This window comes from Cellulomonas algicola, from assembly GCF_003851725.1.
In the GTDB taxonomy this organism is placed as follows: domain Bacteria; phylum Actinomycetota; class Actinomycetes; order Actinomycetales; family Cellulomonadaceae; genus Cellulomonas; species Cellulomonas algicola.
The window spans coordinates 1-11,938 of the sequence record NZ_BHYL01000073.1; the positions used below are offsets into that span (position 1 = coordinate 1).

General features: G+C 72.3%; 12 protein-coding genes. 4 read left to right on the top strand and 8 right to left on the bottom strand.

Annotation, left to right across the window (positions count from 1 at the left end; translation table 11 throughout):
- Window positions 1-139: 139 nt before the first annotated feature.
- The 4 genes from CTKZ_RS05770 to CTKZ_RS05785 all read right to left on the bottom strand — a co-directional run bounded on the left by CTKZ_RS05770 (window position 140) and on the right by CTKZ_RS05785 (window position 4,795).
- Window positions 140-1,471 carry an arabinan endo-1,5-alpha-L-arabinosidase gene (locus CTKZ_RS05770; protein WP_124342057.1) on the bottom strand — a complete coding sequence of 444 codons (1,332 nt, stop codon included), beginning with the start codon at window positions 1,469-1,471 and terminating at the stop codon, window positions 140-142.
- 3 nt (window positions 1,472-1,474) lie between these two features.
- Complete coding sequence (locus CTKZ_RS05775; protein WP_124342058.1) at window positions 1,475-2,383, bottom strand: carbohydrate ABC transporter permease; 909 nt, start codon at window positions 2,381-2,383, stop codon at window positions 1,475-1,477.
- 16 nt (window positions 2,384-2,399) lie between these two features.
- Complete coding sequence (locus CTKZ_RS05780) at window positions 2,400-3,371, bottom strand: carbohydrate ABC transporter permease (protein WP_124342059.1); 972 nt, start codon at window positions 3,369-3,371, stop codon at window positions 2,400-2,402.
- Between the two features lie 77 nt (window positions 3,372-3,448).
- On the bottom strand, window positions 3,449-4,795 hold the full coding sequence (locus tag CTKZ_RS05785; protein WP_124342060.1) for an ABC transporter substrate-binding protein: 1,347 nt from the start codon (window positions 4,793-4,795) through the stop codon (window positions 3,449-3,451).
- A 324-nt stretch (window positions 4,796-5,119) separates the two neighbouring features.
- Between CTKZ_RS05785 and arfA the strand changes: the two genes are divergently transcribed.
- Both arfA and CTKZ_RS05795 read left to right on the top strand, forming a co-directional pair.
- A complete protein-coding gene (arfA, locus tag CTKZ_RS05790; RefSeq protein ID WP_124342061.1) occupies window positions 5,120-6,628 on the top strand; it encodes an arabinosylfuranosidase ArfA in 1,509 nt (502 codons plus the stop codon).
- 1 nt (window position 6,629) lies between these two features.
- Window positions 6,630-7,769, top strand: a complete 1,140-nt coding sequence (locus tag CTKZ_RS05795) for an arabinan endo-1,5-alpha-L-arabinosidase (RefSeq protein WP_235843360.1) — start codon at window positions 6,630-6,632, stop codon at window positions 7,767-7,769.
- A gap of 13 nt (window positions 7,770-7,782) precedes the next feature.
- Here CTKZ_RS05795 and CTKZ_RS05800 read toward each other — a convergent pair whose 3' ends face one another.
- The 4 genes from CTKZ_RS05800 to CTKZ_RS05815 form a co-directional block, all read right to left on the bottom strand.
- A complete protein-coding gene (locus tag CTKZ_RS05800) occupies window positions 7,783-8,556 on the bottom strand; it encodes a DUF899 family protein (RefSeq protein WP_124342062.1) in 774 nt (257 codons plus the stop codon).
- A gap of 82 nt (window positions 8,557-8,638) precedes the next feature.
- On the bottom strand, window positions 8,639-9,073 hold the full coding sequence (locus CTKZ_RS05805) for a VOC family protein (RefSeq protein WP_124342063.1): 435 nt from the start codon (window positions 9,071-9,073) through the stop codon (window positions 8,639-8,641).
- A 73-nt stretch (window positions 9,074-9,146) separates the two neighbouring features.
- Window positions 9,147-9,671, bottom strand: coding sequence for a GNAT family N-acetyltransferase (locus tag CTKZ_RS05810; RefSeq protein ID WP_235843361.1), 525 nt, complete (start codon window positions 9,669-9,671; stop codon window positions 9,147-9,149).
- A 66-nt stretch (window positions 9,672-9,737) separates the two neighbouring features.
- The gene (locus CTKZ_RS05815; RefSeq protein WP_124342065.1) at window positions 9,738-10,625 is read right to left on the bottom strand and encodes an HAD family hydrolase; all 888 of its coding nucleotides are present in this window, start codon (window positions 10,623-10,625) and stop codon (window positions 9,738-9,740) included.
- A 237-nt stretch (window positions 10,626-10,862) separates the two neighbouring features.
- Here CTKZ_RS05815 and CTKZ_RS05820 point away from each other — a divergent pair, with 237 nt between their 5' ends.
- Both CTKZ_RS05820 and CTKZ_RS05825 read left to right on the top strand, forming a co-directional pair.
- Window positions 10,863-11,138 carry a glutaredoxin family protein gene (locus CTKZ_RS05820; protein ID WP_235843362.1) on the top strand — a complete coding sequence of 92 codons (276 nt, stop codon included), beginning with the start codon at window positions 10,863-10,865 and terminating at the stop codon, window positions 11,136-11,138.
- A 51-nt stretch (window positions 11,139-11,189) separates the two neighbouring features.
- Window positions 11,190-11,897, top strand: a complete 708-nt coding sequence (locus tag CTKZ_RS05825) for a redox-sensing transcriptional repressor Rex (protein ID WP_124342066.1) — start codon at window positions 11,190-11,192, stop codon at window positions 11,895-11,897.
- The last annotated feature ends 41 nt before the right edge of the window (window positions 11,898-11,938 follow it).

The window sequence follows — 11,938 nt, forward strand, 5'->3', positions numbered from 1 at the left end:
TCCGTCGACCCCGCGGAGCGCCCCGCGGGGTCGACGGGGTCGGCGGCCGTGCCGGTCGTGCGCGCGTCGTCGCCCCGCGGACGCGCGGTGAGCGCGCGGCGGGCCTCGGCGTCGCGGTCGTCGACGGGCACGGCGGTCATCATGCCGTCCGCGTCCCGAACACCGTGCGGCCGGTGTCGTCGGTCGCCGTGAACGACAGCGCGGCCCGGTCGCGGACGGCGTCCCAGGAGGGGAACACCACGGCGTGCAGCGGGGCGCGCTCGGGCCCGGCGGGCAACCAGGCGCCGACGAACCGGCCCGAGCCGAGCGCCCGGACACCCGCGAGCCCGGCGGCCGTGACCTCGACGACGTGCGACGCGGTCACGCCGCTCGTCGCGGTCTGCTCGAACGTCACGACCTCCCAGGTGCCGACCAGGTCGGCGACGTCGGACGGCCACGCGGACTCGTCGGTCGACTCGGTGGGACCGGCCCACGGCTGCGGCGAGACGAGCGGCCACCCGTCGTCGGTCCACACGAGCCGCCGGACCTGCACCTCGTGCTGCGTCGGGTCGTCGCCGTCGCGGACGTGGTGCACGAGCAGCTGGACGTCGCCGTCGGTGAGCACGGACGCGTGCCCGGGCGCGAGCCAGGTGCGACCGCCGGCGAACCGGTGACCGGCGAGCACGGGCGTGCCGACGGTCGCCGGGTCGGCGTCGAGGTCGCGCAGGTCGCGCCCGGCGCGGTCGACGTACGGTCCGGTCACGGACGCCGAGACGCCGACGCGGACGTGGTACGTCGAGAACAGCGAGTCGTAGGAGACGACGAGCGCCCAGCCGCCGCCGGGGCGGGGGAGGACGAACGCGCCCTCGATCGCCCCCTCGACGGACCGCGGACGGCGCGCCACGAGCCAGCCGGGGCCCCAGGCGGGCTGCCCCGGCCCGGGGGAGTCCAGCGCCCCGCCCGTCGCCGGGTCGAGCTCGAGGACGTGGATGCCACCGAAGAACGACCCGTAGACCAGCCAGTGCCGGTCGTCGTCGACGACGACGTTCGCGTCGATCGCGTTGGGCCCGTCGGCGTCGTGCCGCGACGTGACGACCAGCCCGCGGTCCTCCCACGGTCCGGACGGGTGCGGCGCGACGGCCAGCCCGATCGCCGACGTCCGGGACCCGAACGTCGACGCCGACCAGTACATGCGCCACTCGTCGCCGACCCGCACGACCTCGGGCGCCCACAGGCCCTCGGCGCCGGTCCAGGCCGCACCGTCGGACGGCACGCCGGGCAGCGCCCAGCCGTGGAACTGCCAGGTCACGAGGTCGGTCGACCGCCGCACCTGCACGCCGGCCCGGACGGGGCCCTCGCTGAACGCGTCGGTCGAGAACAGCCAGTACGTGCCGTCGTCGTCGCGGACGGCGGTCGGGTCGTGCGCGTGCCGACCGCCCCACGCGCTGGTGTCGAGGGTGGCCGGGTCCACGCCCGGCTCCAGGAGCGTCACGGGTCAGCCCTTCGTGCCGGTGAGGGCGACGGACTCGATGATCTGCCGCTGGAAGATGAGGAACACGATCAGGATCGGCAGCAGCGCCACGAACGACGCCGCCATGATCAGCGGGTAGTCCCGCTGCGTGGCGAACTCGACGTTGAGGTTGGCGATGACGACCTGCAGCGTCTGCCGCTCGGGGGTGTTCAGGTAGAGGATCGGCGCGAGGTAGTCGTTCCAGATCGTCATGAACCAGAGGATGAACTGGGCGGCGATCGCGGGCCGGATCATCGGCAGGATCATGATGCGGAAGATCTGCGGGTACGACGCGCCGTCGATCTTCGCGGCCTCGATCATCGAGTTCGGGACGGACTCGAGGTACTGCCGCAGGAAGAAGATCATGATGATGTTGCCGAACAGCAGCGGCACGATCAGCGGCAGCAGGGTGTCGACCCAGTGCAGCCGGGAGAACATGACGAACTGCGGGATCATGATCGTCGGGTAGGGCACCATCAGCCCCGACAGCAGGCCGATGAAGATCGCGTTCTTGTACGGCAGCCGCAGCTTCGCGAGCGCGAACGCGGCGAGCGCGGAGGTGAACGAGCCGACGACGGTCACGGTGCCGGCGACGATCAGGCTGTTCATGAAGCCCGACAGGATGGGCGCCTCGGTCCACATCCGGACGTACGTGTCCCACTGCGGCGCGTCGGGGATCCAGACGGGCGGCAGCGCGAAGACCTCGGCCTTCGTCTTGAGCGACGTCGAGAGCATCCAGACGAGCGGCGCGAGCATCGCGGCCGAGCCGAGGACCAGGATGACGAACGTGATCGCGTCGGCGGTGCGGCGTGAGCGCGTGCGGGAGGTCGGGGTGCGACCCTCGGGCTTCGCGGCGGCGGGACGCGCGAGCGGGGGCAGGGTGGTCTGAGTCATGGCGTGTCTCCTGCCCTCAGTCGATGGCGAAGCTGTTGCGCCGGTTGAGGCGGAACTGGATGAGGGTGATGACGAGGACGAGGATCCCCAGCACGATCGACATGGCCGTCGCGTAGCCCATCTGCTGGTACTTGAACGCCTTGCGGACGATGTACCAGACGACGGACGCGGAGCTGAACTCGGGGCCGCCCGTGGGGGTCATGATGTTGATCTCGGTGAAGATCTGCGACCCGGCGATGACGTTCGTGACGACGAGGAAGAACGTCACGGGACGGACCATCGGCATGATGATCGACCGGAACCGCTGGAAGGCGTTCGCGCCGTCGAGGGCGGCCGCCTCCAGCAGCGACGCGGGCACCGACTGGATCGCGGCCAGGTAGAGCAGCGTCGAGTACCCGAGGCCCTTCCAGATCGCCATGATGATGATCGCGGGCTTCACGGTGGCGGTGTTCTGCAGCCAGTCCGGGCCCTGGATCCCGAACCATGCGAGCACCTGGTTCACGAGGCCGAAGTCGCCGTTGTAGGCGAACTGCCACACGATCGCGATCGCGGCGAGCGACGAGATCACGGGCACGTAGTAGATGGTCCGGAACGCGGTGCGGCCGGGGATCCTCCGGTTGAGCGCGAGGGCCAGCAGCAGCGACAGCGCGAGGCCGATCGGGATGCCGATCATGTAGAAGAACGTGTTGAACAGCGCCTTGTGGAAGTACTCGTCGGAGATCAGGTCGACGTAGTTCTCCAGCCCGACGAACCGCATCGGGCCCAGGCCGTTCCAGCTCGTCAGCGACGCGTACACGGCGAAGCCGATGGGGTACAGCGTGAAGAGCAGGTAGCCGAGGACCGGGGCGGCGACGAACAGGGCCGCCCAGCGGTGCTCGGTGCGGTGCAGGCGCAGGATGTCGCGCTTGGTGCGCGCCGCGGGCGCGGGGGAGGCGGCGGCGGTGCCGGGCGCCTTCGGCGGGGTCTCGACGGTCGCGGTGCGCGCCATCCCAGGCTCCTTCTCGTTCCGGGGGTCCCCGCCGCCCGGCGGAGCGGCGTCGGGCGGCGGGGACGGGTGGGGCAGGATCAGCCGGCCTGCTCGGCGTTCGCGATGGACTCGTCGAGGAGCGTCTGCATCTTCGGCTGCACCTCGGCCAGGTAGTCGGCGGCCGTCTGCTTGCCGTCGAGCACGGGCTGGATGTTCGTCCAGAGCTCGTCGTACCACTCGGCGCCGTAGGTGAACGCGGCGGGCATGGCACGGCCGTAGTCCTGCGCGATGTCCAGGAACTCCTGGCGGTTCGCGGGCTCGGCGCCCTCCTCGGCGGCCCACTCCTGGGCGACGTCGATGAGGTTGGGGATCTGGATGTTCGCGTCGACCAGCGTCTGCTGCGCCTCGGGGTCGGCGCTCAGGTAGGTCACGAGCTTCGCGGCGTCGTCCGGGTGCTTCGACGTCGCGGAGACGCCGATGCCGAGCGAGCCGAGCCACGTCGCCGTGCCGCCGTCACCGACGGTCGGCCAGGGGATGAGGTCGTAGTCGAAGTCGAGGTCGTTGTAGACCGAGACGTCCCACGGGCCGACCGGGAAGAAGCCGATCTCGCCCGCCATCCAGCGCTGGTAGGTGTCCAGCGTGGCGGCGTCGGACGCCGACGGCGTGACCTTCTCGACGTTGGTGAGGTCCGCGAACTTCTGCAGCGCCTCGGCGAACTCGGGGGTGTCGACGGTGACCTTGGTGTGGTCCTCGTTCGTCCAGTCGCCGCCGTTGCTCCAGACCATCGACTGCAGGTTCCACTGCACGTTGAGGCCGGTGCCCCACTGGTCGAGGGTGCCGTCGCCGTTCTTGTCGACCGTGAGCTGCTTGCTGATCGCGACGAACTCGTCCCAGGTGAGGGGCGTGTCCTTGTCGGGCAGCGGGATGCCGGCCGCCTCGAGCATCGTCTTGTTGTAGCCGAACGAGAACGGGCCGACGTCCTTCGGCAGGCCGTACAGCGCGCCGTCGGGCGTGCCCTGGACCTCGCCGTCGAAGCGGTAGGAGTTGACGCCGTACTCCCAGATGTTCGAGAGGTCGACGTCGCTGTTCTCCACCTGGTCGGTGATGTCGAGGAGGACGCCGGAGGCGACGTAGGACTGCAGGCTGGCCTGCTCGATGTAGAAGACGTCCGGCACGTTGTTGCCGGCGACGGCGGCCTGCAGCTTGGTCGCGTACTGGTCGGCGTCGGTGACGATGACCTTGACCTTGGTGCCGGTGTCCTCGGTGTACTTCGCGATGGCGGCCTCGTAGGCGGCCTTCTCGTCCGGGCCCCCACGGAACATGAACGTGATGGTCTTGTCGCCGCCGTCACCGCTGGCGTCGCCGCCCCCGCTGCACGCCGTCAGCGCGAGGGTCCCGGCCACGGCGAACGCCGCCGCGGCGAGGAGCTTCCTCCTGGTGGTCATCTGCCTGCCTCCCGTTTCCCGAGGATCGGTGAGGTCGTTGCCGTCGTCGGGACCGCGTCCGCCGGTGGGCGGGGCGCCGGAGCGGCTGCGGTCCGTCGTGGTCGTCGTTGACCTCTGTCTGCTTGGATCGACGTCGTCTCGTACAACGTTGATCTACAACGTTGCACAACATGGCACGAACCTCGTCGGTCGGTCAAGCCACGAACGGGTAACGGTCGGCGGAGGCGGCCGGCCGGCGGTGCGGGCAGCTGTTTGACGACCCGTGGGGGCCGCGTGCACACTGCCGTCTACAACGATGTAGAACAGTCGACCACAGGAGCTCGCATGTTCCCCGTCCGTCTCACCCTCGACCCGGCCTTCACCGTCGGTCCCGTCCGCCGGCGCACCTTCGGGTCGTTCGTCGAGCACCTGGGCCGCTGCGTCTACACGGGCATCCACGACCCCGCGCACCCCACCGCCGACGCCGACGGCTTCCGCAAGGACGTCCTCGAGCTCACGCGCGAGCTCGGCGTCTCGACCGTGCGCTACCCGGGCGGCAACTTCGTCTCCGGATACCGCTGGGAGGACGGCGTCGGCCCCGTCGAGCAGCGTCCCGCGCGGCTCGACCTGGCCTGGCACTCGCTCGAGCCCAACACGGTCGGCGTCGACGAGTTCATGCGGTGGGCCGCGCTCGCCGAGGTCGAGCCGATGATGGCCGTCAACCTCGGCACGCGCGGCGTGCAGGAGGCGCTCGACCTGCTCGACTACTGCAACGGGACCGCCCCGACGTACTGGGCGGACCAGCGCCGGGCCAACGGCGCGGTGGACCCGTACGAGGTGAAGATGTGGTGCCTCGGCAACGAGATGGACGGGCCCTGGCAGATCGGGTCCAAGACCGCGCACGAGTACGGGCGCCTCGCCGCCGAGACGGGCCGCGCCATGAAGATGGTCGACCCCACGCTCGAGCTCGTCGCGTGCGGCTCGTCGGGTGTCGTCATGCCGACCTTCGGCGAGTGGGAGCGCATCGTGCTCGCCGAGGCGTACGAGCAGGTCGACTACGTCTCCGCCCACGCGTACTACTGGGAGGAGGACGGCGACCTCGGCTCGTTCCTCGCGTCCGCCACTGACATGGACCACTTCGTCGAGTCCGTCACCGCGACCGCCGACGCCGTCCGCGCGCACAAGAAGGTGTCCAAGCGGATCCACATCTCGTTCGACGAGTGGAACGTCTGGTACCAGAAGCGCGCTGAGTCCAAGCCCCCGACCGGCGACGACTGGCCCGTCGCGCCCGTCCTGCTCGAGGACCGCTACAACGTCGCCGACGCGGTCGTCGTCGGGAACCTGCTGATCTCGCTGCTGCGGCACACCGACCGCGTGCACGCGGCCTCGCTCGCGCAGCTCGTCAACGTCATCGCGCCGATCATGACCGAGCCCGGCGGCCGGTCCTGGAAGCAGACGATCTTCCACCCCTTCGCGCAGGCGTCCCGGTACGCCGCGGGCGACGTGCTCCAGGTCGCGATCGAGGCCCCGACGTACGAGACCGCCCGCTACGGCGACGCCGCGCTCGTCGACGCCGTCGCCACGCGCGACCCCGAGACCGGCGCGACCACGCTGTTCGCCGTCAACCGGTCGCTCACCGAGCCCGCGCTGCTCGAGGTCGACGCGCGCTCGCTGCCGGGCCTGCGCGTGCTCGACGCGTCCACGCTGTCGAACCCCGACCACACGTGGGCCGCGACCGCCGACGACGACACCTCCGTCGCACCGCGCGCCAACACGACCGCCGAGATCCGCGACGGGCGCCTGGTCGTGCAGGTGCCGCCCGTGTCGTGGAACGTCGTGCGCCTCGGCGCCTGACGTGACCGGCACCGGTCCCTCGTCCGCCGCACCGCCCGTGCCCGCTGCCGCTCCCGCGGGCACGGGCGGGTGGCGACGCAGCCGCGGGCTCGTCGCCGTGCTCGTGGTGGGTGCGCTGCTCGTCGGGGGCGGTCTCGCGTGGTGGCTGTGGCCCGACGCGACCGTCGCCGCCACCGACCTCGAGCCGTCGGGCGACGTGCGCGCGCACGACCCGGCGCTCGTCGTCGGCGACGAGGGCGAGCCCTGGTACGTCTTCAGCACCGGCGACGTGCGGCAGGGGCTCGGCGCCCCGCAGATCCGGCGGTCCGTCGACGAGGGCCGCACCTGGGAGGACGTCGGGACCGTCTGGGACGCGTCGACCCGGCCCGGCTGGGCCTACGAGACCGTGCCGGGCGTGCAGAACTTCTGGGCGCCCGAGGTCCTCGAGCACGACGGCACCTGGTACCTGTACTACTCCGCGTCGACGTTCGGCTCGAACCGCTCCGCGATCGGCCTGACGACGAACACGACGCTCGACCCCGACGACCCGGACTACGCGTGGGTCGACCAGGGGCTCGTGTGGGCGTCGACGCCGGGGGAGACGGACTACAACGCGATCGACCCGGGCGTGCTCGTCGACGACGACGGCCGCGGCTGGATGGCGTTCGGGTCGTTCTGGGGCGGGATCCAGCTCGTCGAGCTGTCCTTCCCGTCGGGTCTGCCCGTCGACCGTGACGCCGAGCCCGTGACGCTCGCGAGCCGCACGGGCGCGCCGAACCCGATCGAGGCGCCGTACCTCGTGCACCGCGAGGGTTGGTACTACCTGTTCTTCTCGCGCGACTTCTGCTGCCGCGGCAGCGACTCGACGTACCACATGGCGGTCGGGCGATCGCGCGCGGTGACCGGGCCGTACGTCGACCGGGACGGCACCGATCTCGTCGACGACGGCGGCGCGCCGCTGCTCGCGACGACGGGAGACATGGTCGGCCCCGGCGGCCAGTCCGTCTCCCGGGGCGTGCTCGCGTTCCACTGGTACGACGCGGCCGCGGGCGGCGAGATCACGCTCGGCCTGCGCGAGCTCGCCTGGGACGACGAGGGCTGGCCCGTCGCGACGACCCGCACGGAGCAGGACGCGGAGCAGGACGCGGCGCACGCGGGCTGAGAGCCCCGCGACGTCAGTGGTGGTGGGTGTGCCGCCCCAGGGACGTCACGGGCGTCGCGCCCGGGCGCGTCCACTGCGGGGTCGGCCGGCTCGCGTCCCAGTCCTGCCGGCCGTCGGCCGTCGTCCGCCAGTACCAGCACGGCCCGTTCCCCTCGGGCCAGCCGTCGGGCGTGTCCTGCCAGGCCTCGCGACGCCCGTACGGCGTCAGGTCGAGCAGCGCGAACGCGGGGTTCGCGACCTCGGTGCCGCGGCCCGTCGTCGTGTACGTGAGGAACACGCGGTCGCCGTCGCGCAGGAAGCACGTGATCCGGCCCATGTCCTCGCCGACGGGCCACGCGACCCCGCGCACCGAGTACCACGGCTCCGTGTAGCCCATGAAGTCGAGGAACGGCGGGACCTCCTCCCACGGGCCCTCGGTCAGCACCGCGAACGCGACGCCGCGTGCCCGCAGGTACACCGTGTCGCGCAGCGCCCACGCCGAGACCGTGCAGCCCTCGCACTGGCCCTGGACGGGGGCGCCGTCGTGCCACATGTGCTGGTAGACGAGCAGCTCGTCGCGGCCCCGGAACAGGTCGACGAACGGCACCGGGCCGTCCGCGCCCACGACCTCGACCGTCCCGTCGATCTCCACCATCGGCAGCCGCCGACGCTCCGCGGCGAGCGCGTCGGCCGCGTGCGTGTGCGCCTTCTCGCGCACCAGCAGCGCGTCCCGCGCGGCCTGCCAGGTGTCCAGGTCGACGACGGGCGGGCGGCCCGTCCCGGTGGTCGTGTCCTGCGTGCTCGTCATGGCGTCTCCCGTTGCGAGGGCGAGGTGGTCGTCACGAGGAAGGACCGGCGAGCACGCGCGAACTCATCGCCCGCGATCCTGGTCAGTCGAGGCAGAACTCGTTGCCCTCGACGTCCTGCATCACCAGGCACGACTCGTCGAAGCCGTCGGCGAGCATGAGCCGGACCTTCTGCCCGCCGAGCGCCGTGAGCCGCGCGCACTCCGCCTCGAGCGCCGCGACCCGCTCGTCGCCGACCAGGCCCGTGCCCACCCGCACGTCGAGGTGCACGCGGTTCTTCACGACCTTGCCCTCGGGCACCTTCTGGAAGAACAGCCGAGGGCCGGCCCCCGTCGGGTCGACGACCGCGAACGCCGAGTCCCGGCGCTCGGGCGGCAGCGACTCGACGAACGCGTCCCACGACTCGAAGCCCGCGGGCGGCGGGGGGACGACGTACCCGAGCACCTCGCACCAGAACCGGGCGACCCGCTCCGGCTCGGCGCAGTCGAACGTGACCTGAACCTGCCTGACCTGTGCCATCGCCCCAGGCTAGGGGCGTGCCGCCGTCAGGGCGCGGGGTGCGGCGGCGTCAGACGGCCGGCGTGAGCCGTGATCAGAGCGCGCGCTCCAGGACGTAGTCGTCCTCGACGCGCGACCCGACCGTGAAGTGCTTCGTCCCGACGACCGTGAACCCGGACCGCTCGTAGAACGCCCGCGCCCGGGCGTTCTGCTGGTTGACGCCGAGCCACATGCCCGCGGCCCCGCGGCGTCGGCCCTCGTCGACCGAGGCGGCCATGAGGGTGTGCGCGACCCCGGCGCCGTGGTGGTCGGGGTGGACGTAGCACTTGGACAGCTCGATCGTGGGGCGGACCGTGAGCGCGGTGCGGACGTCGTCGTCCGCCGGCTCGCCCTCGACCAGCATCGTGTACCCGGTCAGCGTCCCGTCCTCGTCCGCGACGAGCACCGCGCGCGCGGGGTCCTCGACGTAGCCCGCGAACCGCTCGGGCGACAGCACGGCCGCGATGAACTCCTGCTGGTCCGCGGCTGTCGAGCCGGGCGGGCAGGCGAGCGGGAAGGTGACCGCCGCGAGCGCGGCGAGCGCGTCGACGTCGTCGGTCGTGGCGGGGCGCACGGGCATGCGCGCCAGCATAAGGACGCCGACGGTCGTGACCCCGCCCGGTCCGACGACCGGTCCGACGAACGGTCAGGAGCCGCCGCGCAGCGAGCGGCGGACGGCCCGGACGACCAGCCCGAGCGCCCACGCGAGCCCCGCGAGGCTCGCGGCGTTGATGCTGCGGCGCGCGGTCCGGCCGCGGCTGCTGCGGAACTCGCGCACCGGCCAGCCGACCGACGCGGCGTGCCGGCGCAGGCGACGGTCCGGGTTGATCGCGCACGGGTGGCCGACCTCGGACAGGATCGCGACGTCGTTGGTCGAGTCCCCGTACGCGTACGACTCGCCGAGGTCGATGCGGTCCCGCTCGGCGAGCGCGCGCACCGCGTCGGCCTTCGCCTGCCCGTGCAGCAGGTCTCCGACGAGCCGCCCGGTGTAGAACCCGTCGTCGTGCTCCGCGACGGTCCCGAGCGCGCCCGTGACGCCGAGGCGCCGCGCGATGACCTCGCCGATCTCGACCGGCGTCGCGGTCACCAGCCAGACCTCGTGGCCGGCGGCGATGTGGTCGTCGAGCAGCCGCTGCGTGCCGGGGTAGATGCGCAGGCAGAGGACCTCGTCGTAGACGTCCTCGGCGATCGCCGTCACCTCCGCGACCGAGTGCCCGCGCATGATCTCGAGCGCGCGCGAGCGCACCTCGTCGATCTGCTGCTTGTTCTCCCCGAACGCGAGATAGCGGGCCTGGTGCACGCCGAACCGCACGATGTCGCGCTTGCGGAAGAACCCACGCCGGTACAGGCCGACGGCCAGGTGGAACGACGACGCGCCGCGGATGATCGTGTTGTCGACGTCGAAGAACGCGCCCGTGCGGACCTCGTCCGACCCCGGCTCGGCAGCGACGACCGGGACGTCCGCAGGAGCCTTGGCGACGCCCGCCTCGGCGATCGCGCGCGCGGCGGGAGAGGGATCGCGGACCGGACGCACCACGCCACTCTACTGAGACCCACGCCACTCGTGTCCCACCCTCCACGCCCTCCCGGCCGCACCTGCACCCACCCGGGGCCCCCTCCGCCCCACCCTTTCCCCACGTCCGAGCGCGTGAGTTCGTCAGCTCGTGCCCGGTTCGCTGGTCGACGCTGACGAACTCGTCACGAGCCGACGAACTCGGTGATGGGCTGGGGACGAGAGGGGAGAGGCAGGCGGGTCGCCTAGCGTGGGGGTGTGGGTGACGCGAGGGTCGTGCTGTTCGGGCGGGCGGGGTGCCATCTGTGCGAGGACGCGCGCGCGGTGGTCGCCGACGTCTGCGCACGGGCGGGTGAGCGCTGGGTCGAGGTGGACGTCGACGCCCCGGACGGCGCCGCCGAGGGTCGCGACCTGGTCGAGGAGTTCGGCGAGCTCGTCCCTGTCGTGCAGGTGGACGGCGTGACGCAGGGCTACTGGCGGATCGACGCGCGACACCTCGAGCGGGCCCTTTCCCGTCCCCGCACGACGCCCTAACCTGTGCTGACGGCCGGACCGACGGTCGGTCGGGGGCTTGCGGGAGTCGACGTGGACACGCATGGCACGGCACCCCGGACGCGCGCGGCGAGCGAGCCCGCGGCGTCCGGCGGGGGACGGGCGCGGACGGTGCCGCCCGCGACGGTCGCACGGCTGCCTGGCTACCTGCGCGCGCTGCACGCGCTCGCGGCCGAGGGGGCGGTGCTGACGTCGTCGGACGAGCTCGCGTCGCGGGCGGGCGTGGGGTCGGCGCAGCTCCGCAAGGACCTGTCGTTCCTGGGCTCGTACGGGAGGCGCGGGGTGGGCTACGACGTGGCGCACCTGTCGGAGCAGGTCGAGGTGGTGCTGGGCCTGACGACGCAGCGGCGCGTCGTGATCGTGGGCGTCGGCAACCTGGGCCACGCGCTCGCGAACTACTCGGGCTTCGCGGAGCGGGGCTTCGCGGTCGTGGGGCTCGTGGACGCGGACCCGGCCGTCGTGGGGACCACGGTCGCAGGCCTGGTGGTGCAGCCGTTCGACGACCTGCACGCGCTGGTCCGCACGAACGGGGTGTCGATCGGGGTGATCGCGACTCCGGCGGCGGGTGCGCAGGCGGTGTGCGACGCGCTGGTCGAGGCCGGTGTGGTCGGGATCCTGACGTTCGCACCGCGGGCGCTGCACGTGCCGGCCCACGTGGACGTCCGCGCGGTGGACGTGGCCTCCGAGCTGCAGATCCTCGCGTTCCACGACCAGCGCCGCACGGGGACCTGGGAGGCGTGAGCCGCTCGGCCGCAGGGACGACGGAGCCCCGCTCACCCGGG

What these genes read in the sequence shown, in the direction of transcription:
- CTKZ_RS05780 (WP_124342059.1), bottom strand. Translation starts at nt 3,371, where the DNA reads ATGGCGCGCACCGCGACCGTCGAGACCCCGCCGAAGGCGCCCGGCACC.
- CTKZ_RS05800 (WP_124342062.1), bottom strand. Translation starts at nt 8,556, where the DNA reads ATGACGAGCACGCAGGACACGACCACCGGGACGGGCCGCCCGCCCGTC.
- CTKZ_RS05775 (WP_124342058.1), bottom strand. Translation starts at nt 2,383, where the DNA reads ATGACTCAGACCACCCTGCCCCCGCTCGCGCGTCCCGCCGCCGCGAAG.
- CTKZ_RS05785 (WP_124342060.1), bottom strand. Translation starts at nt 4,795, where the DNA reads ATGACCACCAGGAGGAAGCTCCTCGCCGCGGCGGCGTTCGCCGTGGCC.
- arfA (WP_124342061.1), top strand. Translation starts at nt 5,120, where the DNA reads ATGTTCCCCGTCCGTCTCACCCTCGACCCGGCCTTCACCGTCGGTCCC.
- CTKZ_RS05805 (WP_124342063.1), bottom strand. Translation starts at nt 9,073, where the DNA reads ATGGCACAGGTCAGGCAGGTTCAGGTCACGTTCGACTGCGCCGAGCCG.
- CTKZ_RS05810 (WP_235843361.1), bottom strand. Translation starts at nt 9,671, where the DNA reads ATGCCCGTGCGCCCCGCCACGACCGACGACGTCGACGCGCTCGCCGCG.